A 26,208-nucleotide genomic window follows, 5' to 3' on the forward strand; every position below is an offset into this window, starting at 1 on the left:
GATCGCCAAATCAACAAATGCGAACTCCAAATCAACAAATGCGAACTCCAAATCAGCAAATGCGAACTCCAAATCAACAAATGCGATCGCCAAATCAACAAATGCGAACTCCAAATCAACAAATGCGAACTCCAAATCAGCAAATGCGAACTCCAAATCAACAAATGCGATCGCTAAATCAGCAAATGCCATTACCCCACCCTAACCCTCCCCTTGCAAAGGGGAGGGAATTAGATTTCCGGTTTCCCACCAATGCATCGGGGGGATTAAGGGGGTATTAAAAAAAGAGGCAGTTACTAACTACCTCCTGACAAATTAAAGCTTGGATGGACTGAGAAATGCTTTCACAGCAGCCTAGAAACTTTGCTAGCTGCGGCTCAAAAACATAATCAAGACCACTCCCAGGATAATCGATCCACCGCTAAGGATGAATGACCAGAAGCGATGGTAACTGTTGACGATAGTGCCATTTTCGCTCTGGAGTTGAATTAAATCCATCCAAGGCGCAACACCTCGACGGAACCAACCCACAGCCCCAACTTGTTCGCCAATCAAACTTTGGACTCGCTTCATCCCAAACAGAAAATTGCCGATGGGGCCAAAGCGTGAGGCGTAATGCAGATAAAGCATTCCGCTACGATCTTGAATTTTTAAATCGGAACCAAATTTATAACCAGCGTCGCCACGACCAATAAGTTGACCTTCCAGTTTTGCAGGTTGTCCACGCAACGGACTGGCATAAGGGTCTGACATCAAAGTGAGAATATCGGTTTCCGGCGCTTGCTTGTAGTCGGGGAACATTACCAAAGCTTTGACGAAAATTCCGATCCCTAAGCCAATTAGTGGCGCACCCAATACTAAACCTGTATTTGGGGAACTTGACAACAAAATCACACCTGTTACCAAGCCAGCGAAGAAACCAATCGTTTCAGCACCGTAGAGTACAACATCTAAAAAGAAGTTGCCGTAAAGCCTACTCTTATTAAGGCTTTTACCTTCTCCAATAACTCGCCCCATATCAAACTCAGTTGGTAAACCCAATTGTTCGGCGTATGTACTTAATGCACGAACTCGTTTACCTGTCAATGGGTGAGTGGAATTTAACTCCATCCACCAGCCCCAAGGGTTAAACATATCCCACAGAAAGACGCGACCAATTTTTTGGGTATCCGATGCAATGCGGTAAGCGGTTCCTGTGGAAGCGGCGGCTTTATGGTCATAGATACCCAAGGCGCGAGTTCCTTCAATTAAACGGCTGGGTTCTTGTGTCCGCGAACCTTCTTCTAATATCCCATAAGCAATCTTCACCAAAGCGCGGGATAATCCATTGGGATTACCCGTACTTTCGGCTGCAAAGTGGTCAGCAAAATATTCCCGTGTGCGGGAGAGATACAGCACTAGATAAGTACCGACGACATAAAACACGTAAGCAACTAAGGCAGCAGTTTGCATCGCATCTTTGATTTTGCTATCGCCACCGCCACGCCCAAATCTTCTGGCTGTGCTGTAAATCAAGTAACAAATTTGCACTAAGGTAGAAGCTACTGTCATCACTGCAAAGTCCCAGTGGACGATATGCCCCAGTTCGTGAGCATAAACAGTAGCAATTTCATCGTCATCGAGGTATGTAAAAAGTCCCTGACTGACGACTAAACGGGCGCTGTTCGGCAATGAGCCATAAGTAAAAGCCGTGGGATTTTGGTCGTTAATGATTCCCAAACGCGGCGTTTTCAGCTTTTTCTGCTCACAGACTTGGCGAATAACTTTAGCTGTCTCTGGACTTAGGATTTCAACTTCTGCTAACTCTACCCAGCGAGTTTGGTAAAGCCAACCTTGAGTTAAGTCCATGATGAATGGAGATATGAAAAAGGCAGCGATATTAAAAACTAGAGTAATACCAATAGCGATCGCTAATCCTTGGAGTGGATTATCGTTACCTAAAATAAATACTAAGCTCAAACCTAAAGCCAACACCATGCCAAACAGCAAGGTCATGGTGACACCAGAAGCTAACGCCAAACTACCACCCACTCCCCCCATCGCTAATTTCATCCCAGTTGTAGCGGCGCGACCAGCTTTTTGGCTAACGTTAGATGGTGTTTGGTGGAAGGATTGACTAGCTTGTTCTGCCCAACTGCGAGCCTGTGGATTTTCACTCATGATTAACTTTTGACACAGGGCCTTGGCTTTTTCGATTTCGCCTGTGGCTTGATAGGCTTTCATCAGCCACATCTGTGCTGAAAGATAATCTGAGGAATTGTGTTCAACAGAATCGCGGCAGAATTGTTCGAGTAATTCAACCGCTTCTTGATAACGTTTTTGGTTTAAGGCATTTAATGCAGATTGCAATGACATAGGATCTCCCTACTGAAGGAGTGGTATTTGATCTATCAATACTCAATAGATCCAGCGATCGTCACTGCAATTTCGTAAAAATTTAAATAATGACAGTATAAAATATTTTCTTAAGTAAAAGGCTAGATAAACATACATTACTATGTTTATCTAGCCTTGGGAACGCATAAATCATGTTTAAGATTTTCAAATAAACCTGTAATAATACTTAGAATATTTTTGTTGCTGTAAACTTAGTACCTATTTGTCCGTGTTTGATATTCAGAGAATACATATTTTGAACCCAGTCTTACTTCACCCAATCAGAGTAATTATTGATTACCCAAATGGTTCACCCGATTGGAGGAAGACGAATGATGAACATAACCTGAGATTGATAAGATGAGGAAAAAGTAAAGATTTGTACTATGACTATTTTTGATATAGCTTCTCCCCTAACTGCGATCGCTGGGCAAACCCGCCAAGCTGCAAGTAAGCTAGCGATTCTCTCCACTGAGGCAAAAAATCAGGCACTTGTTGCGATCGCCCAAGCTTTAGAATCAGCTAGAGATGAAATTTTACAAGCAAATGTTGCTGATTGTAAAGCTGCTACTGCTGAAGGAATTCCTCAACCACTTTATAAGCGCTTACAGTTGGATGAACATAAATTAAGAGATGCGATCGTTGGGGTACGAGATGTTGGTAAGCTAGCCGATCCAATTGGTAAAGTGCAGATTCACCGCGAACTTGACACTGGCTTAATTCTGAAGCGCATCACCTGTCCTTTAGGCGTTTTGGGAATTATTTTTGAAGCCCGTCCAGAGGCGGCGATTCAAATTGTTTCTTTAGCAATCAAATCAGGAAATGGTGTAATCCTCAAATGTGGAAAGGAAGCTGTCCGTTCTTGTGAAGCGATAGTTAAAGCAATTAAACAGGGATTATCGCAAACTGCTGTTAATCCTGATGCAGTGCAGTTGCTAACAACTAGAGAAGAAACTCTAGAACTTTTGAAGTTAGATAAATATGTAGATTTAATTATTCCTAGAGGTTCTAATTCCTTTGTGCGCTTTGTGCAAGAAAATACACGAATTCCTGTATTAGGTCACGCTGATGGAATTTGTCATCTTTATATAGATAAAGCGGCTGATATTTCTAAAGCAGTTCCGATTACCGTCGATGCAAAAGCGCAATATCCTGCTGTTTGTAATGCAATTGAAACTTTGCTAGTTCACCAATCGATTGCGGCAGAATTTTTACCAAAAGTTGCTGAGGCTTTGGAAGAACGTCATGTGGAGTTAAGAGGCGATAAACGCACCTTGAAAATTTTACCTAACATCAAAGCTGCAACAGCAATAGACTGGGAAACAGAATACAGCGATTTTATTTTGTCGATAAAGATTGTAGACTCTATAGAAGATGCGATCGCACATATTAACGAATATGGTTCTCGTCATACCGATGCCATTATTACTGAAGATTCAGCATCTGTTGAAACTTTCTTTGGACTAGTAAATTCAGCGAATATATTCCACAATTGTTCTACCCGATTTGCTGATGGTTTCCGCTATGGTTTCGGCGCAGAAGTAGGAATTAGTACGCAACAAATGCCTCCCCGCGGCCCTGTTGGTTTAGAAGGATTAGTGACATACAAATATCAAATGAGTGGCGATGGTCATATTGTAGCTACTTACACCGGGGCAAATGCTAAGGCTTTTACTCATCAGGATTTAGTGTAAAGTATCATTAAAACTATATGCTCTAGTAACGCTAGAAATACACCGGATAAATCGGTGTATTTTTTATGTTAATAGTTTATTTATGTTAATAGTTTATTTGAGTTATCAAAAGTTTTAATTGGGCCATGCCATCGATGATCATTTAAAAAAACTTCGTTAAAAGCTCCATTAGTGTATTGACTAATTACCTTATCCCAAAAAGCTTGTGCGCCTAGGTTCAAAGCAGTCTGCCGTACTTCCCAACTGCCGGGAAACTGGTTGAAAATGTGAGTAGCTACCTGTTCACCAATACCTTGATTTCGATACTTCTTGAGAATAAAGAACTCAGCAATAGACTTAGCATTGTTATCTTGATGAAGGTAAGTGTGCTGATTAACAAGTACAAACCCTGCCAGTTTTTTATCAACTTTAATCAAAAATGGGTGTCGCTCAGGTTCTGTCCAATAGTAATCAAGATATAGATAGCCAAACAAGCCACAGTCATCTACATCTTTAGCTTCTATCTCACTTAAGTCATACTGGTATAGTTCCATTAAATTACACAGCACTGACTTGTGTTGTTGAATAGCTTTTACCACTTCAATTTTCATAAAGCATCTACGATACTGAAACTAAAACATAATGAACACCAACGATTTAAACAATATCTCACATCCTAATTGGGAAGCTTTGGAATTGAAGTCAGATGACGACATTGATTACAATACAGTTCGGATAAGCATTTTGAACTCAGAATTACCTTTGGGGAAAAGGTTAAAGGTTAAGGGTTAAAAGTTTTTTTTCCCTTTCCCTTTCCCCTTTAACCGAACCGTATTGACATTGATTATTCTGAATATTCCATTATTAAACGATGAGTTTTTGGAGAAGGTAATGTTGAGATTGCCAGCAATTCAAGCACATAACTTAATTCAGATTATTCCAGATATGATAGCTTGGTTTCAATTTCAGAATGTCGAACACAAAATACTCATCAATTCTGTCTTGCGTCAACACATCAAATCTTTGAGATGAAGCGATCGCTTCAAGAATCTTGACTCGAAACGGTTAGTTCTAGAGTTAACATTAACCTATCAGGCCAGTTACAAAAAAATAGATTTGGCATGAGTAGCAAAATATCCAAGGTCGGTATTATTGGTGCGGGTAATGTGGGTGCAAATGTAGCAAATGCTTTAGTGCTACTTGGTAAATGTGTAACAGTCGTCCTTTTTGACCGAACTTTATCAAAAGCTGAGGGGCAAGCATGGGATATTGAAGACACCATTCCTTTACTTAAAGACATGGAAATTATAGCGTCAAATCAGTATGAAGATTTAGCTGATTCTGATGTGATTGTCGTGACTGTTGGGGTGCGGCAAAAAGAAGGACAAAGCCGATTAGATATATTGAACGATAATGCAGAGATCGTGCGTTCGACGATGAAAGAATTGGATCGAGTTGCACCGAATTCAATCGTACTTATCGTTAGCAATCCAGTGGATGTACTAACACGGATTGCGATCGCCAGTTCCACTAGAGCAGAAAACCTAATTTTCGGTTCAGGAACCGTTCTTGATACTGCTAGACTGAGATATCAACTTGGTAAGCGACTGAACGTTAGTAAACAAGATGTTCGTGTTTATGTGATTGGAGAGCATGGAGACAGTGAATTTGTCGTTTGGTCTAGTGCATTTATTGGGGGAATTTTGTTAGCTGAATTTCCTATACCACAAGGAGCAACGCTGGAAGAAATTCAGCAAGAGTACGCAGAGTTAACCCGTAAACGAGGTTATAACATTTCTAAACGTAAAGGAAATACTAGCTATGGCATATCAATAGTAGTTTCTCAGTTAGTTGATACCATCCTGCGAGATGAAAAGCAGATATTTCCAGTATCGGCTAGAGCAGATTCTAACTATGGAGTTGGTAGTGAAGTTGTTCTTGGACTTCCATGTATCATTAGCTCCCAAGGTATTGAGCGCCAACTGGTGTTACCAAGAAATGCTCAGGAACAACGCTTATTAGAAGAGTCAGCCGCCAAACTGAATGAAGCCTACAATTCTTTGGATAATTAAAATCAACTTAAATAGTCTGTTTAAAAACGTCCTTTTTTGAATGTCAAACTAACGCTTTCAGTAAAGCTTGAAGTTTAAGTTGCACCTCTGCAAACTCTTTGTCAGGGTCAGAGCCAGCAACGATACCAGCACCAGCATATAATCTCGTGCGATCGCCATCTATCAAGGCTGAACGAACACCAATTTACGAAGTTTGATATAGAACAAACCTAAGATTTTACATTGCCTTAAAGGTTGTTTGAAAAAGCTAAAAATATACTAAAAACTCCACTTCCATCCCTCTTACCGAAACAGAGAGAGGCTTTGAAACTCAATTCCTACATGGGAATGGGGGTAGGTTCTGTTGAAACCAATTCTTGAAGCATCTCAACTGTGACTCCAGGAAGGGGAACAGTAGTTTCTATAGAAGAAGGCGGAATAGGAGTTTCTAGAAAGCTTGGTTGAGGAAGGAAAAGAAATCCAGATATCTGAACAGGAGCGACTACAGAGCTTTGTCCACCAACGATAAGAGCAGAGTCAGCGTCACTAAGCTCCTCAAAAAAGTAGCTGTCTGTAATTGATTGATTCATATTTAGTATTTCAATACCTATGAATATCTCAAATAATTATAAATTACCATAACACAGTGGTTATAGTGAGTATACGGCGGTTCTCAGTTGAGTGAGGTACAAGAACCCCACCCCCAACCCCCTCCCCGCAAGCAAGGAGGGGAATATGATGTACCTCATGTGATTAGTAAACGCTATATATACTTGTAACCTTTTTCGGTATGAATAAATAATTATGGACATCTGCCCTATGAAAAACAGCAAGAGAAATTAGCCATTAAACTTATGCTTTGAGTAACACCTGAAGCTTAAGCTGCACCTCTGCAAACTCTTTGTCAGGATCAGAGCCAGCCACGATACCAGCACCAGCATACAATCTTGCGCGATCGCTAGATTTAAAATTTATGTAACAGCAAAATCAGTATACTTTCTTACTTCAGTAGGTTGAAAGGCTAGAACGATACGATCTCTAGGAATACCGACACTGACGAATTCGTTAGCAATACCATCTTCAGTCCCATCTCTTTGAATCCAAATTTTATCATTGATAATATCAATGTGGACAAGGCATCCATGTACCCGTTGTTTGTTTTCCCAGCCAAGTGTGAGTAGTAGGTAATGGTTTGCATTTTCATCAATAATTAGCTGTCTTTCTAGTTCTCCATGAGCGTAAGGAAGTTGGGCATATTCAGTTAATATTTTTTCAATTATTTGGCGATAATTATCTAAGGTATCCATTCTAGAATCACCTCTAGTTCTGAATCGAAGACGAGTAAACAAAGACGCTGATTTTCTATCAATATCTTACCAATTGGTTCTTGAAATAATTCTAAGTATGTTTGTTGACGAATAGCAAGATACAAGCGGCGGTCTGGTTCTAAGCGACTGAGAATATCGTAGTATAAAATATATTGTCCCAAAGCCTTTTCTAATTCGGTTACTGGAGAAGCACCGATAAAGCTTTTAACTTCTACTGCTATTTTCTGCCCGCTTTTTTCTGCTGCTATTAGCTTTTGGGCACCTAAATCAATATATAAATCTCTTGCACCCCATCTTAAGATAAATGGATCGTTGGTAATATGCCAACTCTCTTTTTCAAGAGCGTTTCTAACAGAATTGTGGTAAATATCTTTAGCTGGCATACAAGATTAGTAATTAACTTTAAACTAATGCTTTCAGTAACGCCTGAAGCTTAAGCTGCACCTCTGCAAACTCCTTGTCAGGATCGGAACCAGCGACGATACCAGCACCAGCATACAATCTGGCGCGATCGCCATCAATCAATGCTGAACGAATTCCCACAATAAACTCACAGTTACCCTGAGAATCTATCCAACCCAGAGGTGCAGCATATAAACCTCTCTCGAAGCTTTCATAACGACGAATTTCGGCACAAGCTACATCTTGTGCTGCACCTGCAACGGCTGGCGTAGGATGCAATTGTCCGACAATCTTTAATGGGTGTATGTCAGCGGGAACCATAGCACTGATTGGTGTCCATAAATGCTGGATATTCGATAATTGTCGCAATCGGGGTGCTAATATTTGCGGTAATAAGCCTAGTTGGCATAGTCGTTGTGTAATGAAATTAAGCACTAGGGAATGTTCATGCTTTTCTTTTTCACTATTTAGTAAGCGATTGGCATTAGCTGCATCTTCAGCAGGGGTTTTACCTCGTGGTGCAGAACCAGCTAAAGCATCAGTGATTAACTGTTGATTATTAATACTAATTAATCTTTCTGGACTTGCACCAATAAAATTTTGTCCTTTGCCATTACTTGTAGAAAAAATATAACAATTAGGATGATTTTGTCTAAGATTATTTAAGGATTTAACTAGGCTAAAGTGGTTGCTTGATTTTACATCTAATATATCTGCTAATACAATTTTGCTTAAATGACTAGACTGAATTTTTTCTAAAGCAGATACTACTGAACCTTTAAATTGGACAGCATTTGTGAGAGATTTTTTATATAAGTTTCTAGAAAAATAATCAATATTAGTAGAGTAATTTTCTAAAGTTTGGATAAATTCAATTTTATTTTGGATTTTCTCCAACAATCTTTCAATATTTACATTTGGATTGATAATTATATTTGTTACTAATATGCAACGCTGATTTTTTACGGCTACTTGCCAACGTGGAAGAAAAATGGTAGCAGACGGAAATGGATAATCTACTTGGGCATTTTTATCAAAAAAGCTGAAATAACAAAAAAAGTGAGGCCCAGAAAAAGGTTGGTTTCCGTTACCAAAATTAATTATATTTTTTAGACAAGATTTGATAAAATATTCTGCTTGATTAAAACGGTCTGAGCCATCAATCTGTAATTTTGCTATAGCATCAATTGCTGCGATCGCTTCTCCTTTACCTCTGTCCTCAAAGTAAAAATTTATTTCATTTGCTTGTGTAAGTTTATCTAATACAAGTAAAGGGTCAACTAAATCAATTTCTTGGGAAACACTGACAATTTGTCTGCAATTATTTTTGACGCACTTTTCTTGCACTGCTACCAGAAATTGATATAAATCTTTGTGCTTTACAAAGAAGTTGCTACGACATGGTAAAACTGTCATGGATTTAACGATAGTAAATTTTTTTTAAGTTAACTTCCTAAAGTGTAATTAATCGTGGTCGTATTTTTACAGGTAACATATTAAGTTGCTATTTCACCAGCGTAGGGTTTGCCTTATTTGTGGTGTTCTCAGACTATGATAAGACAGTTTCAGCCTGAGACTGCAACGTGAGGGTGAGTATTAACAACACCAGGTTAACAAGCCATAGTAAAAGTGACAGTTGTTTGTATATCACCCATATCTAGCGTCTCTTTAAACCATAAAATCTCAAGTGTGAGTAATATTCCGGTAATTTAATTAATCACAACTGATGACTACCAAGCAAATTTTATATCCCAACACTAAGTTATGGATGGCAGCGATTAAACCGCCAATGTATAGCGTTGCCATTATGCCCATTTGGGTGGGAACAGCAGTAGCATTTGCCAAAACTAAAACTTTCAATACTGTAGTATTTTCTACTTTTGTAGCTGCGGCAATCTTAATTCTTGCCTGGGAAAATATCAGTAATGATGTGTTTGATTCCGAAACAGGTATCGATCAAAATAAGCACCATTCTTTGGTGAATTTAACAGGCAATAAGCCATTAATATTTTGGATAGGAAATTTTTGTTTAGGTTTGGGATTGCTGGGCATACTAGCGATCGCCTTTTGGCAACATGACCTAACTGTTATCGGCATTATTTTACTATGCTGTGGTTTAGGCTACACGTACCAAGGCCCTCCCTTTCGCTTAGGATATCAGGGTTTAGGCGAGATTATTTGCTTTTTTGCCTTTGGCCCCTTAGCAGTGGAGGCAGCATATTACAGCCAAACGCAAACTTGGTCAATGACAAGTTTAGCAGCTTCAGTAATTGTCGGGATTGCCACAACCTTAATTTTGTTTTGCTCGCACTTTCACCAAGTTAAGGATGACATAGCCGCAGGCAAGCGATCGCCTATCGTCCGTCTCGGAACAGCAAAAGGGGCCAAACTCCTAGTTTGGTTTACTGCCAGCATTTATCCCCTCACATTGCTATTTGTGCTATTGGGAATTTTTCCAGTTTGGACGTTACTAAGTTGGGTAAGTTTACCCTTTGCCTTCAAATTATGCCGCCACGTCCAAGAAAATCACAATCAGCCGGACAAAGTTAGTAACTGTAAATTCATTGCCGTAGCCGTGCATTTCTGGGCTTGCTTGCTGCTTGGACTGGGATTTATACTTTAGCAATTACTAATTGATGCGTTATCAATTTAAATTTCGTCCATATCAGCGAAGATTTTTGCGATCGCTTACCACTAATCATGGTAAGTGGGATATTCGTGAAGGTATTATTCTTCGCCTTACTGATGAATCAGGTAAACTCGGGTGGGGAGAAATCGCCCCTATCAGTTGGTTTGGTTCCGAAACCCTAGAACAAGCCCTAGATTTTTGTCGCCAACTCCCAGAAGAAATCACAGACGAGATAATTTTCTCCATCCCAGATGAGTTACCTGCTTGTCAATTTGGCTTTGAGTCAGCCTGCGAGTGGGAAAGTGAATTCTTTTCCATACCCAATACGCAATCTTTTAGTGGCTTATTACCATCTGGGAAAGCGGCTTTAAATCAATTGGAAACTCTATGGCAGCAAGGATATCGTACATTTAAGTGGAAAATTGGTGTGGATGCGATCGCTGATGAACTAAAAATTTTTGAATCATTGATACACACCTTACCAGCCTTTACCAAACTACGATTAGATGCCAACGGTGGACTCAGTTATGAAGAAGCTAACTTATGGCTGCGGACTTGCGATAATCTCAAGGAAAATCCAGAACTACCCCTAGAAATTGAATTTATCGAACAACCCCTACCCGTAGAACAATTTCAGCAGATGTTGGAATTGAGTACGAGTTATAAAACTGCGATCGCAATAGATGAATCTGTCGCCACACTTGGACAACTCGCCACCTGTCATCAGCAAGGTTGGCGAGGGGTTTTTGTCATAAAACCTGGGATAGTTGGATCACCATCTCGTCTGAGAAAGTTTTGTCAACAGCATCAAATTGATACTGTATTTTCATCAGTATTTGAAACTGCGATCGGTAGACTTGCAGCACTCCAACTAGCGGCGGAATTATCCCAAAACAACAGAGCGATTGGTTTTGGCATCGACCATTTTTTTGAACAAGAAGAAACTGGCTTCAAAGTTTATGGAACGACCTTTAAACTGTCTTAATAAGCTAGCTCAAAATGATTGGCTAATCGGTTATGATAGCCATCAATTTAATCAAATAGCTCAAGAATTATATTTAGAACTAACACATATTTCAGAATGTGGAACACCACCAAAAATAATCTTAGCTGAATGCGAACCATTACGATTTTTAGCAAGCTTTATTGCTGCTTGTGCTGCTAACTGTCCAGTTTTCCTTTGTAACCCCGATTGGGGAACACAAGAATGGCAACAAGTCTTTGATTTAGTACAGCCAGACATCATTTGGGGAGAACTACTCCACTCTCCCACTCCTCTAATCCCAAGTACAGACACGATTAATTGCGTCTCTCACTCAGCACTCAGCACTCAGCACTCAGCACTGATTATGATTCCCACAGGTGGTTCATCGGGGCAGATTAAATTTGCCATCCATACTTGGGAAACTCTCATAGCATCTATACAAGGATTTACAGAATACTTTCAACTAAAGCAAGTCAATTCTTTTTGCGTGTTACCGCTATATCACGTTAGCGGTTTAATGCAATTTATGCGCTCCTTCACTACTGGAGGTAAACTAGCTATTCTACCCTTCAAAGCAGTAGAAACAGGACAGATGTTCAATATTAAAGAATCTGATTTTTTTATATCTTTAGTACCAACACAGTTACAACGTATTCTAGAAAATCCAGAATTAACTGAATGGTTATCCCAATTTAATACTGTACTTTTGGGAGGTGCGCCAGCATGGAACGAACTACTAGAAAAAGCCAGATTTCATTGCATCCGATTAGCACCTACCTATGGCATGACAGAAACCGCCTCTCAAATTGCTACCCTCAAACCAGATGATTTTCTAGGCGGTAAAATAAGCAGTGGTCAAATTCTTCCCCATGCAAAAGTAACTATTCGCAACCAAAAATACGAAATTTTAAATTCCAATCAAATCGGAAATATTACCATTCATGCTAAATCTTTAGCCCGTGGTTACTATCCGATAACCAGAGAAAATCAAACTGATTTCCAAGTAGATGATTTAGGTTTTTTAGACGAACAAGGACATTTAAATATAGTCGGACGTAACAGCGACAAAATTATTACAGGTGGAGAAAATATTTATCCAGCAGAGATTGAATCAGCTATACAATCAACTCAAATGGTTGCCGATATTTGTGTCATCGGCATCCCAGATAAACACTGGGGGCAAGCCTTAACAGCGATTTACATTCCTAAAAAATCAGATACCTCTGCCTTAAAAATCCAAACCCTACTCAAAAACAAACTCAGCAAATTTAAAATCCCAAAATATTGGATTCCCCAGCAAAACTTACCCCGTAACTCTCAAGGTAAGATTAACCGCCAACAATTACAACAAATAGCCACAGAATTCCTCCAAAATCCCATCACATAATCTCTCTCGACCTTCTTCTCTCTGCGCCCTCTGCGTCTCTGCGGTTCGTCTCCAACCACTGAACTATCTCACCAGGTAATTCCTGTTTACTTCTACTACTTGCATCAATACAAACATGGCGAGTAATAGCCTTAGCAACTACCACCTCAGCCACTGTAATTTCGTAACTAATTTCAAACTTATCAACACCTATTTTTTGGGGAATTAAACTAATCAGTAACTTGTCCCCGCCAAACATAGGGCGCAAAAAATCGACACTAGCATGAACAATGGGAAAAGCTACAGAAGGATTAGTAAAAAAATCTTTGAGATTAATACTTGATGCTTCTAAAGATTCTTCATAAGCTTCATGGCAAATACCCAAAACATTAGCAAAATAAACTACCCCAGCAGCATCAGTATCTTGAAAACGAACCGTGCGGTTATAAGTAAAAGGCATTTTTGACAATTGAATATTAAAAAAACAGCAGGATTATTGCCTACTCTACAAACTAATTTTATTGCAACTAAGTAAATCGGTGAGAAAAATTCTATTCTCCCAATTCTGAGTTTGTATCAAGATGTTTAGTCTTATCTAATGCTTTGGGGTGAGGAAAGGCGATCGCTTTTACATTGACTCCAACGGCGGAACCTCAAAGTCATTAAACGAGCAAACATTGTAAGACGAAGCGGCTAGGGCTTTCACCAGCTTACCGTCGAGAGTCAGCAAAGTAGCACCTACCTGCTGTGAAAGCGCAACATAAGAGGCATCGTAGGCAGAAGTTCCATAACTCAAGCTTATAGTAACTGCATCTGCCATCAAATCGGCTGTTGAAACAACACGCAACGGAAAAGCTTTCAGAGTAGCTAAATCTGTCTGAACCTCAGCAGCAGTGTACATTCTTGCACGGACATACTTCCAGAACGTGTTAGCACACTCAATGTAAAAAAGGTCTGGAACAAAAATTTCTGTCTGTGGATTGGCGAGATGACCGAAGAGTTGATTAACTTTGGCAGTTAGTGGGTCAGCAATAAAATACTTGATGCACACACTGGTATCTACCACGCATCTAAGAGGACTGCTCATCTATTGCGGTCTTCTCGAATTAGTTCAGTACTATCAGGTAATCCAAAGTCTGCTGGATTCAAGCGGCGACGGCGACTAATTTCCTCTAGGAGTTTTGGGACATTTTTTCGCCTTTCCTCTTCCGTTGGCTGTGTTTTTGCCTGCAAAGCGTTCTGCAATATTGTAATAACTTGAGCATCAATTGAGTTATTTTCAGCTTTAGCTAAGTGTTGTAGTTGTTCGTATAACTCATCAGGTATATTGAGCGCATGAATGGTAGCCATTGATTGACCTCTCAAAATAATTTATTGGTAATGGTAGCACGATGGCAGTAGGGGGAGAGGTTAGGGAGCGATCGCACTTGTTAAGTCATATTTTCGCTTCAATATTTTCTATTTGAAATCCTATTTAATTACGCTAAAAATATGACCACGTTACCAAATCCACAAATTAGGCATTTTTGCTGAGGTTGTTGCCACTCTTAGGGGATGAAGCTGGAGAAAATAAGTTTTTATTGTAAAAACCTATGTCAATTGTAGATTTTCTCGTTTCCGTAAATGGTGTGGCTCAATTATGGGCTGCTGATGGACAATTTTTGGGTGTTTTATCAAGTAATCTATACGACCAAAACTCTATTAGTAATCCTCATGGTATTTACGGGGGTTCCTATGGTATGTACAGCATTCGGAATTCCTATGGATTATATGGTAGTCAATATGGCCTTTACAGTCCTTACAATATTTACTGCCTCAATCCTCCTATCGTTTTGTACCAAGGTCAACCAGTATTGATAGTTACAAGAAATTCTTATGTTTTGAGTAACAATTTACCTGTGGTTGCTCCAGAATTACTGCTAGGTGTATATGCACCACAAATCACTAACTCCACACCAACATTTAACCCTCATATAGGATTAAATCAGACTATTTTTGATATGTTTAAATAACTAATTACTTTGCTTTGTAAAACAAAGGTAAACACGAACGCCAGCCTTCCATCTTGACTCATTCATGAAAAACTCAATGGAGAAGGAAAGGCTTGAGCGTTCACTCTGACAGCCTAAATTATTTCTGTACTTCTTGTACAGAAATAACATTACTAGCTTTGCTATCCTCTAGTCCAGCTTCAACAGTTTGCCGAACATAAATTTGGTACATCAAATCATCCCATGTGGAATTTTCTGGCAATTTGTCAATCAATTTGCGGGCTTCTTCTTTAATATTTAGATTTTTCATCAGTTGTTAACCAAATACTCTTTGTGCATCAATTTGGATATATTGTAGATGCAAAACAGGTGTAGTACTTGATAACAACATTCATTCAACGGAGAGGGGGAGATTCGAACTCCCGGAGGTTTTAGCCTCATCCGATTTCAAGTCGGACGCAATCGACCACTCTGCCACCTCTCCAGTAAATCTGTCAAACTTGTGCTGATCCTAGTTTTAGACGCTATTCAGGCGCTTTTGTTGGTTAGCACTAAACTTGACAGATAATACTATACCCTATTATCTACGCAGATTGCACTACTGGATGCGAATGTCTACGACACAATACGCGATCGCTCGTACAAAATTTCCCCCTTAGCCACCTGAAAATCATTCCCCACCCAAACTAGGGAAACTTGCGAAACCACACCCGCCTCTAAGGTGACAATGGAAAAGTTACGCAACTTCTCGCTGTCATTTTCCACAATCCTGGGGACACTAGCTGCATTCAAGTAAATTGTCCCCTCTGGACTTCTAAAGATGGGTTTGCGTTGCACCTTCTTGGTATGGCGTAAATCTCGGTGCATGTGACCAAATGTCACCAGAGGAATGGTTTTACCAGCAGTCAAGGCTTGAGAAATCGCCTCGCCCAAATCTGGATCGCCAAAGTCGCCGCCAATTGGATGCCAGTCTTTGCCGCAAGGGTCTTCGGGGCGATCGCCTAACCCACTAGGCCCGTTGTGACCCAAAAATATAATTGTCTCGTAAGCGGCGCTTTTAACTGCTTTGAAGATGCGATCGGCGGATTCTTCCAAACTCGTCACACCGTAACGTTCTTTACAGATTTCCGCGAATTTCCACTCTGGGCCACCCCAAGTAAAGGGACGACCCCCCACTACAGTTAAATTCCAAGCGGGAAAATCCAGCTTACCGTAACCAACATGGGACGAACCTAATAAATCGAGTTGTTCCTGTACCCAGTCTTCCTTAGAGCGGTCATAAGGAGCCTTTTTGCGTCCCCATTCGGTGGCGGTGTACCAGGCATCGTGGTTGCCCATTACAGCTGCTTTGGGAATATCGAGAGATGCGATCGCTCTGACCACTTCCACCGATTCATTGCCAAAATCCCCGACAAACAGCACTAAGTCAACACCCAAATGCTTGAGTGCAACGCCATCTTCCACTTCCCATTGGTCGTGAATATCTCCAACTACAGCAATTTTGAGGTTTATCGATTGAGTTTTCTGACTGGTCATGCCACTTTCCTTGCCGTCTATCTCCAGGATATGAAACTCAGCCCGATTTGGACACAACCCGAAAATATCAACCGTCCACTATTTTTGGTAAAAACTACTATAATTGAATCCACAGGACATACATTTGCAACATAAAGCACCCCTAAACTGTGTTTACTACTGCACTAGCTCAACGAGAAAACACCCAACTGGGTGTACCACTAGATTTGTTTGCCGCGATTCAGAGTCTCAAAAAAGAACTCAACGCCGTTATCCTGGCGCATTATTATCAAGAGCCAGATATTCAGGATATTGCAGACTTTATTGGGGATTCATTACAACTGGCAAGAGCCGCCGAAAAAACTAATGCGGATGTAATTGTCTTTGCTGGCGTTCACTTCATGGCAGAAACAGCAAAGATACTTAATCCCGATAAATTAGTACTTTTACCAGATTTGGATGCTGGTTGTTCTTTAGCCGACAGTTGTCCAGCAGACGAATTCGCAGCTTTTAAAGCAGCGCATCCGAATCATCTAGTGGTGTCTTACATCAACTGTTCTGCTGATATCAAGGCGATGAGCGATATTATTTGTACTAGTTCCAACGCTGTGAAAATTGTGCAGCAGATACCGAAAGAACAGCCGATTATTTTTGCCCCAGATCGCAATTTGGGGCGGTATGTGATGGAACAGACTGGACGAGATTTGGTGCTATGGCAAGGTAGCTGTGTTGTCCATGAAACCTTCTCGGAAAAGAAAATTGTCCAGTTAAAAATTGCCCACCCCGAAGCAGAGGCGATCGCACATCCAGAATGTGAAAGTAGTGTATTGCGCCACGCCAGCTTTATTGGCTCCACAGCCGCTTTACTCAAGTATTGTCAAAACAGTCCTACCAAAGAATTTATCGTTGCTACGGAGCCGGGAATCATTCATCAAATGCAAAAACTAGCTCCTGACAAGCATTTTATTCCTGCACCACCGATAAATAACTGTGCTTGTAACGAATGTCCGTTTATGCGGTTAAACACCCTAGAAAAGCTTTACTGGGCAATGAAAAATCGTACTCCCGAAATTACCATGTCAGAGGATATTCGGCTGGCTGCACTGCGACCAATGCAACGAATGCTGGAGATGAGCGTGTAACCAGTATTTTTTATCCAGATGGTAGAGACGCAGTTTTGTTGTGATCTCTACCCGCAAGTTATTTTTTCTAATTACTTGCAATTTCTAAAACATGGTGCTAAGATTTTAAATCGTGAGACAAATCGGGTCGGTGTCCGAGTGGTTAATGGAGACGGACTGTAAATCCGTTGGCTAGCGCCTACGCTGGTTCAAATCCAGCCCGGCCCACCACTTACGAAGTTATAAGTTATAATGACTGGGTTAAGAGCAAAGCTCCCAGCATTGTAACTTACAACTAAAAAACCAAAGTTATATTTTGCCCGTGTGGCTCAGTGGTAGAGCACACCCTTGGTAAGGGTGAGGTCACGAGTTCAATCCTCGTCACGGGCTTTTTCCAGAAATACTTAGCAGTGCTAAAATATCCTAGATTGTCCTAAAAGTGTCATAAGCATAAGAAAATCTAATGATAGTTTGCTAGAGATATCTAAAATCTTTAACTTAGTGCAGACCTGTAAAACTTTTAGGTATCCTTAGACTTCCTGGCTGGCGTGGGTAAATCAAAATATTTCCCAGGTTATCGAAACCTTTGAGTAATAAGTGGTGAGTAGGGAGTCAGGAGTTAGCGTACCTGATGGGTATTTGGTTACGTGTGGTTAGTCCCTAGTGTTTTTTGGTTTCGATGGAGCTAATGTATCTTATAGAACTGGGTATTCTAAAAGGTATAAAGTTAGTAGGTTAATCATACAAGTGCTAGTTCTTAATATCCTCCCACCCGCACACGTAGATAGGCAAATAGAAGTAGTGTATTTGAATACATTATCTAAAACCCAACTGGTTAAGCGTTGGGAGGAAGCATTAACATACCCAGAGCGCTATATAGTAGCTCAGGCTGAGTCTATGAAGGAATTATCAGGGGACATACCAGCTAAAGAGCTATTAACCGTAGGGCAATACTTAGACGAAAATAAAATACAAGTAGATGAATCAGACTACCATAAGCTAGCTACACGTGTGGCTGATAAGCACAGGGAAGTACACGGCATAAACCCAAGAAAGGTATCTCGTAACGTCAATGGGAAGTGGAATAACAAAAGTTACGCATACTCAGAGGAAGACTTCGGTATTATTGAGGAGTGTCTGTTAACAGTTAGACATTCTAGAAAAAACTAAATAGCCTTTGTTATATTAGCTATGCGTTACCCACATCTTTCTTTACAATCTTGAAACTCGTGTTTTATAACCATCTTAGACACTGAAAATTGAGGCATACTTGACAAATTCGCTTTTAATATTCTCGCTAAAACTTTGTTTTTATTGAGAATGGACAACGAACGAATCAGGGTTATAAAAAACTGAGTCAAGACTCTCGCAAATTTAAGAAAGATCCGGGTAACGCATAGCTCATATTAGTAGGTCTTCCTCTTATGCTTAAACAAATGAAAGATTTAAGCAAAATTATCCTTCTACTTTTCCATAAGCTTTCTTAACCCAATACCCTCTGGGTGGCTTTTCTACCCCATAAGCCTTACACCATTTTTCTACAGCCTTATCAGACACGCCAAAATCTCTCCCAATTTGTGCGGTTGGCTTTTCCCAAACTAGTTTTTCTAGTTCTTCTTTCGATGGTCTTTCAACTTTTCTGGTATGAATTCTAGAGTCTGGATTAACCTTTCTGGTTGTTAAATCAACGCCAAACTCCTTGTAGTTTCGCTTAGATGCTGCTTCAGTTAAGTCTGTAAAATCTTCCCACCAGTAAAATGGTGTAGCTGAATTAGGTATCTGGGTAGTTATGTAGCAACCATTAAAGTTAATTGATGGATAAACAACTTTATCTATATCAGGCAGATAAACAGCATAAAAGTCAAAGTCATTTACTTTGTACTTCTTTTGGTGCGTACCATTTTTATCTACCCAAATAGTTTTATTGACTACCCTATTGTCTGCTGCGTATTTAGCTTGTATTTTGTAAAATTTATCGTCTTTGTAAACAACAAAATCAAAAGGTAAATGTTCACAAACAAGTGGCGTGAGGACTAAATAACCTTTAAGGGTTAGATCGGCGATCGCTCTCGTAGCAGCAATATCGCCTTTATTCTTGGTATGATGCAGCAATAACGAACCCTCAAACATGGAAATCATCATATCACTTCACGCTGCTTGAGGGTTCATATTGAGTTAAAACGAGCGCGGCAGGGTTCGAACCTGCGGCCGATTGCTTAGAAGGCAATTGCTCTATCCACTGAGCTACGCGCCCAACATAAAATAATGGCTCCCAAAAGAGTCATCTAAACCATTATATCGTTTTCGCGTACCAAGAAGCAATCAAAAATTGCAGATTTACCACTAGCAAGGCTAAGATGCTAGTCGCTAGTTAGTGCAATCTACACCGAAAACGAAACAGATGGAGTATTGGTTTAGATATATTGAGTTGTCAAGGGGTTATTTGCCTGTTAACGCCACCGTCCTCTGGGCGGCTACCTTCGGGAAGGATCGGGCGATCGCTAGGCTCATTCCTACAGTATGCTAGGTAATTTCAGCCTTGGCGATGCTGCCAAATGCCATTATATATTCCATATTAAGAGTGCCCCTGTGAGGAGTTATTTGCTAGTGCCATGTTTATTCTCAAACGGCAGGATGTTGAAATATCAAGCATTCAGCACCCAAAAAAGGATCAGCAGGTGCCGATCCTTAGTTATCAAGGGCAGACTTTTCGCTTGATTAGCGTATTCAAAGCTAGTCAAGAGGAAGAAGCTAGAGGCTTATGGAGAGAATTAACGGATAACCGAGGTAAAGCCTGTGTTTTGCTGGAGGAACCGGAACGCTTTAGTGTTTGGGGTAAAATCCGTTTAGAGCAGCTAGATAGTGACACAGGTGGTCATGGCAAAACGGCGATTTTAATCCAAGCCGGTATTTTGCTGTTGCAGGGTGTTTCTATCGACATTGAAGAGTTTTTAGGTGCTAGGCAAGCTGCATTATTTGAAAAAGATATTGCCGAAGTGTTCAAGCAAAAACAATTTCCCCAAGCATCATCCCTAGAAGCAGTTAAATATTTGGTATCTACTAATCCTTTGCCGACAGCTAAACTACCTGATTGGCAAGAAAATCATGTAGTTATCCTGTTACAAGAACTGCATCGATTAGGAAAAGCCTATTTTGGTAACGCTAATTTTACCAAACAAGTGATTTATAAGCTAGAAGATATGCCAGAAGCCGAGCGATCGCTGTTTATCACTTGGCTAAATCAATCGCCACTGGGTAAACTATGGCAGTAGCATGGAAATTTTTTCACAAAAATCCTGCCACTGGCACTTGCTTTTGGTGTCCGATTGTGTATTACCTGACAGACACACTGCTAGATATACAGTCCTTTAACTCAAAATACTGCCAGAGTGCATCTACATAGTCAAGTCTTATGAATAACTCTTACGAGAATTCGTTCCTTTCTAAATCAATTTTCAACACTCAGAACATTGTTTTAGCTAATATTGGCTGGGCCGTACTGGCACTGCTATACTTTTTGTTGTTTAGTGCCAAAGTTCCCGGAGCAGATGGCATCGAAAGCCGAGCCGAGTGGTATGTGATTGGCACAAATATTTTTGAAGCTTTAGCTTATTTGGGTGCCAGTATCTTATGCTTGAGGAACTGGCTGAGTCAGCAAATCGTCAGTGGCCGGAATGTTTGGCTCTTAATTGGGCTAGGTATGCTTTCCTATTTCATTGGGGGGATAATTTTCGGCTATACCGAAATAGTTTTAAAAGATGAACCGGATGTGTCTGTAGGCGATATATTTTTTGTACTCAGTTATTTATTACTTGGCGCTGGCATGATTTTAGCTGTGGCTTCCAGGCGAATCAATCTGGAAAAATGGCAGTGGCTAATTGTGTTAGCAATTGCAGTGTTCGGTAGTTTGTTGGCATGGTGGATTTCTATGCAACAGGAAACACCCTCAGAACTGCTAGTCGCTATTTTGAATTGGTTTTACGTAGTTAGCGATGTAGTTTTGTTAATTATTGCTACCACTCTGCTACTAGCCTTTTGGGGGGGAAGAGTTTCCCAGTCTTGGCGAATGATTGCAGCGGCAGCCTTTTCGCTTTACATTGCAGATATGTGGTTTAAATATGCCCAAGGCCCCAATTATCAAAGTGGAGAAATATTAGAAGTGTTTTGGGTGTTTAGTGGAGTGTTATTTGGCATGGGCGCTGTCTTAGAATATGACGCATCACTAAGACGAACGCGGCGTACCAGCGGACGTAAACGAGCTTAGTAAAGATTTTTGGTATCTACCGTGAGAAAACTAACAGACTCTGACAAGCAAGAAATTCTTAAGTTATATCGAGAGACTGCTGAAACAACCTCAACTTTGGCAGACCGCTATGGTGTGAGTAACTCGACGATTAGTCGTCTGCTCAAAAGCACTTTGCCAGAAGATGAGTATGAATACTTAGTCTCTTTAAAGCGGGCTGCGAGAACTCCTGAAGGCAGGGCACAGGTAAGCTATGAGCAGTTACCACTGCTGAGTCAACCAGAACCAGAGCCGGAGATAGAAGTTCCACCCATTGAGAGCCAGCCTGTGGAAGTGCCAAAGGTTGAGCCACTACCACGTAAGATAATTCGTGTAGAGCAGGAGCTGTACTCAGAGGAAACGGCGGAGTCAATTGCTGCTAGTAGACGAGTGCGGCGACGCCCTTCGGCGACGGAGAAACCGAAACTTCGAATCACAGCAGATAAATTAGAAACTCCAGAGCCAAAGCCGCCGGAAATAGTCAGCATTCCCATCCCACCGCTAAAGAATGAACATCCAGGAGCAGCTGTCATTGCGCACATGCTAGGCGAAGATTTGCTCGACGAATCAGAGGATTTGGATGATTTAGATGATGATGATTTAGAGGATGACGACTTTGAGGAAGAAGACTTTGATGATGATGACCTGGATGAGCAAAGACCTTTAGTTACAAGAAGAAGACCAGGTGAAGCATCAGTTGAAGTTTTACCTCTGTCGATAGCGAATTTGCCCAAAACTTGCTATTTGGTAATTGACCGTTCTTCGGAATTAATTACCCGTCCTCTGAGGGACTTTGGTGACTTGGGACAAATTCCCAGCCTAGAAACCCAGCAAAGAACTCTGCCGGTGTTTGATAACCACCGCGTCGCCAAACGCTTTTCTACGAAGCGCGATCGCGTGATTAAAGTTCCTGATAGTAAAATGCTCCATAAGGCTCGGACTCATCTCCAAGCTAAGGGCATCACACGACTGCTAATTGATGGTCAGGTCTATTCCTTGTCTACGACGGTTTAGAGGTCATGGAGACACCTGCTGGCTATGGTGTGGTATTGGTGACAGCTGGCAACATGCAGGAGGCAGAATCAATTGCTAATGCCCTTGTGGAGGCTAAACTTGCTGCTTGTGTGAGTCTGTTACCAATCCACTCAATTTACACTTGGCAAGGAGAACTGCATAAAGAGCAAGAATGGCAATTACTGATTAAAACTGATTTGGCAAAATTTTCTGCAATGGAGGCCAAAATTAAAGAACTTCATTCCTATGAAGTGCCAGAAATTATTGCTTTACCAATTGTTGCCAGTTCTCAAGCCTACTTGCAGTGGATTTCTCAACAAGTAAAAATTAAAGGGTGAGGATTGTTATAACTTCTCACTCTTTACTCTCAACTAATAACTCTAAGCGTAAACAGCCCTTGCAAAACGTTCTGCCAAGTAAATAATGTCCTGTCTACGAGCAATTTGGTTCATCCATTGTTTGGGAATATTTTCCACGCCGTAGTAAATTCCCGCTAATCCACCAGTTACAGCAGCGGTAGTATCTGTATCTCCGCCTAAGTTGACAGCTTTCAGCACCGCCTCAGAATAAGACGAGCTATTTAATAAACACCACAGGGATGATTCTAAAGTATCAATCACATAGCCACCAGAATTAATCTCTTCCACTGGTATCTTGGCAATCTCACCACTGAAAATTCTGCCAAAATGCGGCTTCTCTAACAAAAATTCCCGCACAGAATAGATTGTTTGGATATCTTGTAATCCTTGTAGATAAGCTGTTTGCGGGTCAGCCCCTTCTAAGAGCGCCACTGCAATACTAATATAAATGCCACAGGCCATTTGAGAACGGAGATGAGCGTGGGTAATGGAAGAAACTTGATGTACCCGTGCAATCAATTCATCCAGAGATAAACTTTTGTGACAATAAGCCATCGGCAAGATTCTCATTAAAGAACCATTACCATTACTATTTTCACTAGTACCACCTGCTTTCAGGGGTGGAGTTCCTTGTTTCCAGTTCACAATTGCTAAAAATGTGGTGTTACCGATATCAAATACTTCACCTTGAGCAGTCCAGTAACTTTCGTGATACCAGCGCCAGAAGGAATTAGCAATCGCATCCAGTGAAAATCCCTCACAAAGACATTCTGCCAAGCAAAAAGTTAGAGAACTGTCATCTGACCATGTACCAGCAGGAACATCCCAAGTTCCATAACCCAGCATCGATATGACTGGAGATTTTACTCTTTCAGCGCGGCTGGTGAATTCCACTGGCACACCCAATGCATCACCAACACATAAACCCATCAAACCAGACAACGTTTTTGCAGAGGTGAGCATTGTTCAACCAGTATGAAACTTTTCTACAACTGATTTTACTTGCGAAAAGCCGGTTATCAAACGCTTGGTATAATTTTTAATTCCAAACTAGCTGTAGACAGCCCTTGCAAAACGTTCTGCTAAGTAAATAATGTCCTGTCTACGAGCAATTTGATTTATCCATTGTTTGGGAATATTTTCCACGCCGTAGTAAATTCCCGCTAATCCACCAGTTACAGCAGCGGTAGTATCTGTATCTCCGCCTAAGTTGACAGCTTTCAGCACCGCCTCAGAATAAGACGAGCTATTTAATAAACACCACAGGGATGATTCTAAAGTATCAATCACATAGCCACCAGAATTAATCTCTTCCACTGGTATCTTGGCAATCTCACCACTGAAAATTCTGCCAAAATGCGGCTTCTCTAACAAAAATTCCCGCACAGAATAGATTGTTTGGATATCTTGTAATCCTTGTAGATAAGCTGTTTGCGGGTCAGCCCCTTCTAAGAGCGCCACTGCAATACTAATATAAATGCCACAGGCCATTTGCGATCGCGCATGAGCATGGGTAATTGCCGAAACATCATGCACCCGCGCCAGCAATTCGCCTAAAGTCAAGTTTCTGTGACAATAAGCCATCGGCAAGATTCTCATCAACGAACCATTGCCATTACTATTTTCAACCTTCCCACCCGCCTGATGGGGAACAACTCCCTGCTTCAGACGCATAATTGCTGTGTGGGTAGTTTGACCAATATCAAAGACATCGCCACGAGGAGTCCAGTAAGCCTCCTTATACCAGCGCCAGAAGGAATTGGCTATCGCATCCAAGGAATACCCTCTACAAAGGCATTCTGCCAAGCAAAAGCTTAAGGAACTGTCATCTGACCAAGTTCCTGGTGGTTGATTCCATGTGCCATAACCCAACATCGTTGTCACTGGAGATTTTACTCGTTCAGCACGGCTAGTAAACTCCACTGGTACACCCAACGCATCACCGACACATAAACCCATCAAACCAGACAACGTTTTTGCAGCGGTTAGCATTATTCAATCTCCACGAGAATTGCTCAAAATTAACTTTATAGATTCCCTCTATAGCTTGTTGCAACAGATGTTACAGCCTACTTTTTCACAGATGATAAAAAGATAGGCAAAAATTCTTAATCGGGTATTTTATTTACCATATCCCAACTTAGTTTTAGTTCCACATATTGTGACAGTTTTAAAAGCGTCTGTTGGGGGAACAAACAGCCAGAATCAAAAGACATTGAGATGTAATTATAACAGCTTATTTATCAATTTAAGGGATAGTTATCCTCTAAGCGTTATGCATTAGCAACAACAGTTTTTTCATAAAAGTTGGGAATAATTTGGAACATTATCACTTTATTTTCGACCTGGAATATACAAGTAAAAAATACAAAATTTGGTAAAAATTATGAAACGCTTCCTCAAGTCTTTCGTGACAATTTCTGCATTGTCTTCCTTAATAGTTGCTCCTTTTGTTCTATCAGCTGGCCAAGCTTCTGCTGAAACCAAAAAGGGTACTGATGCTAGTTATGTTGGTGCTGGTGTTGCAGCTGGCGTTACCAGTGGCGGACAAGGCATCAATGATGATGCCACATTTGGTGGTAATGTCACAGGTCGCGTGAAATTAGGAACTACCCCGTTTTCTGCACGCGGTAATGTCCTCTGGAGTGATAAAACAAGTGCTATTATCCCAGAACTTTCTGTGGATGTGCCTATAGCTAACAGAACTAATGCCTATTTAACTGGTGGTTATTCTTTTGTAGAGAAAGATGGTTCACCAACTCCTATAGGTAATAGAGATTCAGTTGTGGTAGGTGCTGGTGTTGAATCGGAAGTTGCTAATAACTTCCTCGTCTACACTAATGCCAAAGTAGGACTTGGTGCTTACCAAAATAGCGATGCTTCTGCTGTTAGCATCAATGGTGGTATTGGTTATCGCTTCAAATAAAAGATTATTGAGTCCTCAGTCAGTTTATACTTTACTTAGTACTCAGGACTCAGCACTTCTTCACTCACTACTCTAAAAAGCTGGTTTTGTTAAGTATTACATCACTGACAAAGCCAGCTTTTGCCGTGATAAAATTAAAATATTCCTCATTATTCCGGCCGGATTACCGGGGATCAAGTAGTCGAAGGGT

At 40.7% G+C, this 26,208-nt stretch carries 30 protein-coding genes, 4 tRNA genes and 4 pseudogenes; 20 read left to right on the forward strand and 18 right to left on the reverse strand.

Annotation, left to right across the window (positions count from 1 at the left end; all coding sequences use genetic code 11):
* Positions 1–281: pseudogene (locus RMY27_RS28970) on the forward strand (hypothetical protein); the annotation flags it as partial.
* A gap of 85 nt (positions 282–366) precedes the next feature.
* Here RMY27_RS28970 and RMY27_RS28975 read toward each other — a convergent pair.
* The gene (locus RMY27_RS28975; RefSeq protein WP_322668294.1) at positions 367–2,355 is read right to left on the reverse strand and encodes a zinc metalloprotease HtpX; all 1,989 of its coding nucleotides are present in this window, start codon (positions 2,353–2,355) and stop codon (positions 367–369) included.
* Positions 2,356–2,762: 407 nt separating this feature from the next.
* Between RMY27_RS28975 and RMY27_RS28980 the strand changes: the two genes are divergently transcribed.
* On the forward strand, positions 2,763–4,070 hold the full coding sequence (locus RMY27_RS28980) for a glutamate-5-semialdehyde dehydrogenase (protein ID WP_322668295.1): 1,308 nt from the start codon (positions 2,763–2,765) through the stop codon (positions 4,068–4,070).
* A gap of 80 nt (positions 4,071–4,150) precedes the next feature.
* Here RMY27_RS28980 and RMY27_RS28985 read toward each other — a convergent pair whose 3' ends face one another.
* A complete protein-coding gene (locus RMY27_RS28985; protein WP_322668296.1) occupies positions 4,151–4,660 on the reverse strand; it encodes a GNAT family N-acetyltransferase in 510 nt (169 codons plus the stop codon).
* A 31-nt stretch (positions 4,661–4,691) separates the two neighbouring features.
* On the opposite strand from RMY27_RS28985, the gene RMY27_RS28990 reads away from it, so the two are divergent.
* The 3 genes from RMY27_RS28990 to RMY27_RS29000 all read left to right on the forward strand — a co-directional run bounded on the left by RMY27_RS28990 (position 4,692) and on the right by RMY27_RS29000 (position 6,121).
* Positions 4,692–4,841: a hypothetical protein gene (locus tag RMY27_RS28990; RefSeq protein WP_322668297.1), complete on the forward strand. Its 150-nt coding sequence runs from the start codon at positions 4,692–4,694 to the stop codon at positions 4,839–4,841.
* A gap of 42 nt (positions 4,842–4,883) precedes the next feature.
* Positions 4,884–5,081 (forward strand): hypothetical protein, encoded by a 198-nt coding sequence (locus RMY27_RS28995; RefSeq protein WP_322668298.1) that lies wholly within the window; start codon positions 4,884–4,886, stop codon positions 5,079–5,081.
* An 89-nt stretch (positions 5,082–5,170) separates the two neighbouring features.
* Positions 5,171–6,121: an L-lactate dehydrogenase gene (locus tag RMY27_RS29000; protein WP_322668299.1), complete on the forward strand. Its 951-nt coding sequence runs from the start codon at positions 5,171–5,173 to the stop codon at positions 6,119–6,121.
* A gap of 43 nt (positions 6,122–6,164) precedes the next feature.
* On the opposite strand, the pseudogene RMY27_RS29005 reads toward RMY27_RS29000, so the two are convergent.
* From RMY27_RS29005 to RMY27_RS29030, 6 genes and pseudogenes are all read right to left on the reverse strand, one after another.
* A pseudogene (locus tag RMY27_RS29005) lies at positions 6,165–6,305 on the reverse strand (chorismate-binding protein); the annotation flags it as partial.
* Positions 6,306–6,438: 133 nt separating this feature from the next.
* Entirely contained in the window at positions 6,439–6,690 is a 252-nt protein-coding gene (locus tag RMY27_RS29010) for a hypothetical protein (RefSeq protein WP_322668300.1), read from the reverse strand.
* 262 nt (positions 6,691–6,952) lie between these two features.
* Positions 6,953–7,057, reverse strand: a pseudogene (locus RMY27_RS29015) (chorismate-binding protein); the annotation flags it as partial.
* Positions 7,058–7,071: 14 nt separating this feature from the next.
* Positions 7,072–7,407 carry a XisI protein gene (locus RMY27_RS29020; RefSeq protein ID WP_322668301.1) on the reverse strand — a complete coding sequence of 112 codons (336 nt, stop codon included), beginning with the start codon at positions 7,405–7,407 and terminating at the stop codon, positions 7,072–7,074.
* Positions 7,395–7,811: an element excision factor XisH family protein gene (locus RMY27_RS29025; RefSeq protein ID WP_322668302.1), complete on the reverse strand. Its 417-nt coding sequence runs from the start codon at positions 7,809–7,811 to the stop codon at positions 7,395–7,397. Before RMY27_RS29025 ends, RMY27_RS29020 begins: the two co-directional genes overlap by 13 nt.
* 19 nt (positions 7,812–7,830) lie before the next feature.
* The gene (locus RMY27_RS29030) at positions 7,831–9,246 is read right to left on the reverse strand and encodes an isochorismate synthase (protein WP_322668303.1); all 1,416 of its coding nucleotides are present in this window, start codon (positions 9,244–9,246) and stop codon (positions 7,831–7,833) included.
* 310 nt (positions 9,247–9,556) lie between these two features.
* Between RMY27_RS29030 and menA the strand changes: the two genes are divergently transcribed.
* The 3 genes and pseudogenes from menA (at position 9,557) to RMY27_RS29045 (ending at position 12,831) form a co-directional block, all read left to right on the forward strand.
* Positions 9,557–10,453 carry a 2-carboxy-1,4-naphthoquinone phytyltransferase gene (gene menA / locus RMY27_RS29035; protein WP_322668304.1) on the forward strand — a complete coding sequence of 299 codons (897 nt, stop codon included), beginning with the start codon at positions 9,557–9,559 and terminating at the stop codon, positions 10,451–10,453.
* 13 nt (positions 10,454–10,466) lie between these two features.
* Positions 10,467–11,434, forward strand: a pseudogene (locus RMY27_RS29040) (o-succinylbenzoate synthase).
* Positions 11,419–12,831, forward strand: a complete 1,413-nt coding sequence (locus tag RMY27_RS29045; protein WP_322668305.1) for a 2-succinylbenzoate--CoA ligase — start codon at positions 11,419–11,421, stop codon at positions 12,829–12,831. Before RMY27_RS29040 ends, RMY27_RS29045 begins: the two are co-directional and overlap by 16 nt.
* Here the strand turns inward: RMY27_RS29045 and RMY27_RS29050 are convergent.
* From RMY27_RS29050 to RMY27_RS29060, 3 genes are all read right to left on the reverse strand, one after another.
* On the reverse strand, positions 12,824–13,270 hold the full coding sequence (locus RMY27_RS29050) for a thioesterase family protein (RefSeq protein ID WP_322668306.1): 447 nt from the start codon (positions 13,268–13,270) through the stop codon (positions 12,824–12,826). The two genes, RMY27_RS29045 and RMY27_RS29050, sit on opposite strands and share 8 nt — an antisense overlap.
* Before the next feature lie 168 nt (positions 13,271–13,438).
* Positions 13,439–13,897 (reverse strand): type II toxin-antitoxin system VapC family toxin, encoded by a 459-nt coding sequence (locus RMY27_RS29055; RefSeq protein ID WP_322668307.1) that lies wholly within the window; start codon positions 13,895–13,897, stop codon positions 13,439–13,441.
* On the reverse strand, positions 13,894–14,160 hold the full coding sequence (locus RMY27_RS29060) for a hypothetical protein (RefSeq protein ID WP_322668308.1): 267 nt from the start codon (positions 14,158–14,160) through the stop codon (positions 13,894–13,896). The genes RMY27_RS29055 and RMY27_RS29060 overlap by 4 nt, the downstream gene beginning before the upstream one ends.
* Positions 14,161–14,402: 242 nt before the next feature.
* Between RMY27_RS29060 and RMY27_RS29065 the strand changes: the two genes are divergently transcribed.
* Positions 14,403–14,822 carry a hypothetical protein gene (locus RMY27_RS29065; RefSeq protein WP_322668309.1) on the forward strand — a complete coding sequence of 140 codons (420 nt, stop codon included), beginning with the start codon at positions 14,403–14,405 and terminating at the stop codon, positions 14,820–14,822.
* A gap of 118 nt (positions 14,823–14,940) precedes the next feature.
* Here RMY27_RS29065 and RMY27_RS29070 read toward each other — a convergent pair whose 3' ends face one another.
* The 3 genes from RMY27_RS29070 to RMY27_RS29080 all read right to left on the reverse strand — a co-directional run bounded on the left by RMY27_RS29070 (position 14,941) and on the right by RMY27_RS29080 (position 16,337).
* Entirely contained in the window at positions 14,941–15,111 is a 171-nt protein-coding gene (locus RMY27_RS29070) for a hypothetical protein (protein ID WP_322668310.1), read from the reverse strand.
* Positions 15,112–15,200: 89 nt separating this feature from the next.
* Positions 15,201–15,285, reverse strand: a tRNA-Ser gene (locus RMY27_RS29075).
* Between the two features lie 131 nt (positions 15,286–15,416).
* Entirely contained in the window at positions 15,417–16,337 is a 921-nt protein-coding gene (locus RMY27_RS29080; RefSeq protein ID WP_292808972.1) for a TIGR04168 family protein, read from the reverse strand.
* Here RMY27_RS29080 and RMY27_RS29085 point away from each other — a divergent pair.
* From RMY27_RS29085 to RMY27_RS29105, 5 genes are all read left to right on the forward strand, one after another.
* Complete coding sequence (locus tag RMY27_RS29085; RefSeq protein ID WP_159402586.1) at positions 16,317–16,472, forward strand: hypothetical protein; 156 nt, start codon at positions 16,317–16,319, stop codon at positions 16,470–16,472. The genes RMY27_RS29080 and RMY27_RS29085 overlap by 21 nt on opposite strands.
* A 14-nt stretch (positions 16,473–16,486) precedes the next feature.
* Positions 16,487–17,458 carry a quinolinate synthase NadA gene (gene nadA / locus RMY27_RS29090; protein ID WP_322668311.1) on the forward strand — a complete coding sequence of 324 codons (972 nt, stop codon included), beginning with the start codon at positions 16,487–16,489 and terminating at the stop codon, positions 17,456–17,458.
* 124 nt (positions 17,459–17,582) lie between these two features.
* A tRNA-Tyr gene (locus tag RMY27_RS29095) sits at positions 17,583–17,668 on the forward strand.
* An 87-nt stretch (positions 17,669–17,755) separates the two neighbouring features.
* A tRNA-Thr gene (locus RMY27_RS29100) sits at positions 17,756–17,827 on the forward strand.
* Positions 17,828–18,244: 417 nt separating this feature from the next.
* Complete coding sequence (locus RMY27_RS29105) at positions 18,245–18,607, forward strand: hypothetical protein (RefSeq protein ID WP_322668312.1); 363 nt, start codon at positions 18,245–18,247, stop codon at positions 18,605–18,607.
* A gap of 285 nt (positions 18,608–18,892) precedes the next feature.
* Here the strand turns inward: RMY27_RS29105 and RMY27_RS29110 are convergent, their stop codons facing one another.
* Together RMY27_RS29110 and RMY27_RS29115 are read right to left on the reverse strand one after the other, a co-directional pair.
* Positions 18,893–19,576, reverse strand: a complete 684-nt coding sequence (locus RMY27_RS29110; protein WP_322668340.1) for a group I intron-associated PD-(D/E)XK endonuclease — start codon at positions 19,574–19,576, stop codon at positions 18,893–18,895.
* A 42-nt stretch (positions 19,577–19,618) separates the two neighbouring features.
* A tRNA-Arg gene (locus RMY27_RS29115) sits at positions 19,619–19,691 on the reverse strand.
* A 147-nt stretch (positions 19,692–19,838) separates the two neighbouring features.
* On the opposite strand from RMY27_RS29115, the gene RMY27_RS29120 reads away from it, so the two are divergent.
* The 5 genes from RMY27_RS29120 to cutA all read left to right on the forward strand — a co-directional run bounded on the left by RMY27_RS29120 (position 19,839) and on the right by cutA (position 23,071).
* Positions 19,839–19,964, forward strand: coding sequence for a hypothetical protein (locus tag RMY27_RS29120; protein ID WP_322668313.1), 126 nt, complete (start codon positions 19,839–19,841; stop codon positions 19,962–19,964).
* Between the two features lie 85 nt (positions 19,965–20,049).
* A complete protein-coding gene (locus RMY27_RS29125) occupies positions 20,050–20,709 on the forward strand; it encodes an Npun_F0813 family protein (RefSeq protein WP_322668314.1) in 660 nt (219 codons plus the stop codon).
* Between the two features lie 140 nt (positions 20,710–20,849).
* The gene (locus tag RMY27_RS29130) at positions 20,850–21,701 is read left to right on the forward strand and encodes a hypothetical protein (RefSeq protein WP_322668315.1); all 852 of its coding nucleotides are present in this window, start codon (positions 20,850–20,852) and stop codon (positions 21,699–21,701) included.
* 21 nt (positions 21,702–21,722) lie between these two features.
* Entirely contained in the window at positions 21,723–22,733 is a 1,011-nt protein-coding gene (locus RMY27_RS29135; protein ID WP_322668316.1) for a transposase, read from the forward strand.
* 5 nt (positions 22,734–22,738) lie between these two features.
* Positions 22,739–23,071, forward strand: coding sequence for a divalent-cation tolerance protein CutA (gene cutA, locus RMY27_RS29140; RefSeq protein WP_322668317.1), 333 nt, complete (start codon positions 22,739–22,741; stop codon positions 23,069–23,071).
* Between the two features lie 42 nt (positions 23,072–23,113).
* Here the strand turns inward: cutA and RMY27_RS29145 are convergent, their stop codons facing one another.
* Positions 23,114–24,055, reverse strand: coding sequence for an ADP-ribosylglycohydrolase family protein (locus RMY27_RS29145; protein ID WP_322668318.1), 942 nt, complete (start codon positions 24,053–24,055; stop codon positions 23,114–23,116).
* 87 nt (positions 24,056–24,142) lie between these two features.
* Positions 24,143–25,084, reverse strand: coding sequence for an ADP-ribosylglycohydrolase family protein (locus RMY27_RS29150; protein WP_322668319.1), 942 nt, complete (start codon positions 25,082–25,084; stop codon positions 24,143–24,145).
* A 394-nt stretch (positions 25,085–25,478) separates the two neighbouring features.
* Here RMY27_RS29150 and RMY27_RS29155 point away from each other — a divergent pair, with 394 nt between their 5' ends.
* Entirely contained in the window at positions 25,479–26,018 is a 540-nt protein-coding gene (locus RMY27_RS29155) for a hypothetical protein (RefSeq protein WP_322668320.1), read from the forward strand.
* Positions 26,019–26,208 lie beyond the last annotated feature (190 nt).

It is taken from the genome of Nostoc sp. DedQUE09 (genome assembly GCF_034530915.1).
Classification (GTDB): Bacteria; Cyanobacteriota; Cyanobacteriia; order Cyanobacteriales; family Nostocaceae; genus Nostoc.

Bases quoted from the DNA above. Each gene is read 5' to 3' on its own strand.
- RMY27_RS28975 (WP_322668294.1), bottom strand. From the start codon at position 2,355: ATGTCATTGCAATCTGCATTAAATGCCTTAAACCAAAAACGTTATCAA.
- RMY27_RS28980 (WP_322668295.1), top strand. From the start codon at position 2,763: ATGACTATTTTTGATATAGCTTCTCCCCTAACTGCGATCGCTGGGCAA.
- RMY27_RS28985 (WP_322668296.1), bottom strand. From the start codon at position 4,660: ATGAAAATTGAAGTGGTAAAAGCTATTCAACAACACAAGTCAGTGCTG.
- RMY27_RS28990 (WP_322668297.1), top strand. From the start codon at position 4,692: ATGAACACCAACGATTTAAACAATATCTCACATCCTAATTGGGAAGCT.
- RMY27_RS29000 (WP_322668299.1), top strand. From the start codon at position 5,171: ATGAGTAGCAAAATATCCAAGGTCGGTATTATTGGTGCGGGTAATGTG.
- RMY27_RS29010 (WP_322668300.1), bottom strand. From the start codon at position 6,690: ATGAATCAATCAATTACAGACAGCTACTTTTTTGAGGAGCTTAGTGAC.
- RMY27_RS29020 (WP_322668301.1), bottom strand. From the start codon at position 7,407: ATGGATACCTTAGATAATTATCGCCAAATAATTGAAAAAATATTAACT.
- RMY27_RS29025 (WP_322668302.1), bottom strand. From the start codon at position 7,811: ATGCCAGCTAAAGATATTTACCACAATTCTGTTAGAAACGCTCTTGAA.
- RMY27_RS29030 (WP_322668303.1), bottom strand. From the start codon at position 9,246: ATGACAGTTTTACCATGTCGTAGCAACTTCTTTGTAAAGCACAAAGAT.
- menA (WP_322668304.1), top strand. From the start codon at position 9,557: ATGACTACCAAGCAAATTTTATATCCCAACACTAAGTTATGGATGGCA.
- RMY27_RS29045 (WP_322668305.1), top strand. From the start codon at position 11,419: ATGGAACGACCTTTAAACTGTCTTAATAAGCTAGCTCAAAATGATTGG.
- RMY27_RS29050 (WP_322668306.1), bottom strand. From the start codon at position 13,270: ATGCCTTTTACTTATAACCGCACGGTTCGTTTTCAAGATACTGATGCT.
- RMY27_RS29055 (WP_322668307.1), bottom strand. From the start codon at position 13,897: ATGAGCAGTCCTCTTAGATGCGTGGTAGATACCAGTGTGTGCATCAAG.
- RMY27_RS29060 (WP_322668308.1), bottom strand. From the start codon at position 14,160: ATGGCTACCATTCATGCGCTCAATATACCTGATGAGTTATACGAACAA.
- RMY27_RS29065 (WP_322668309.1), top strand. From the start codon at position 14,403: ATGTCAATTGTAGATTTTCTCGTTTCCGTAAATGGTGTGGCTCAATTA.
- RMY27_RS29070 (WP_322668310.1), bottom strand. From the start codon at position 15,111: ATGAAAAATCTAAATATTAAAGAAGAAGCCCGCAAATTGATTGACAAA.
- RMY27_RS29080 (WP_292808972.1), bottom strand. From the start codon at position 16,337: ATGACCAGTCAGAAAACTCAATCGATAAACCTCAAAATTGCTGTAGTT.
- RMY27_RS29110 (WP_322668340.1), bottom strand. From the start codon at position 19,576: ATGATTTCCATGTTTGAGGGTTCGTTATTGCTGCATCATACCAAGAAT.
- RMY27_RS29120 (WP_322668313.1), top strand. From the start codon at position 19,839: ATGGAGTATTGGTTTAGATATATTGAGTTGTCAAGGGGTTATTTGCCT.
- RMY27_RS29125 (WP_322668314.1), top strand. From the start codon at position 20,050: ATGTTTATTCTCAAACGGCAGGATGTTGAAATATCAAGCATTCAGCAC.
- RMY27_RS29130 (WP_322668315.1), top strand. From the start codon at position 20,850: ATGAATAACTCTTACGAGAATTCGTTCCTTTCTAAATCAATTTTCAAC.
- cutA (WP_322668317.1), top strand. From the start codon at position 22,739: ATGGAGACACCTGCTGGCTATGGTGTGGTATTGGTGACAGCTGGCAAC.
- RMY27_RS29145 (WP_322668318.1), bottom strand. From the start codon at position 24,055: ATGCTCACCTCTGCAAAAACGTTGTCTGGTTTGATGGGTTTATGTGTT.
- RMY27_RS29150 (WP_322668319.1), bottom strand. From the start codon at position 25,084: ATGCTAACCGCTGCAAAAACGTTGTCTGGTTTGATGGGTTTATGTGTC.
- RMY27_RS29155 (WP_322668320.1), top strand. From the start codon at position 25,479: ATGAAACGCTTCCTCAAGTCTTTCGTGACAATTTCTGCATTGTCTTCC.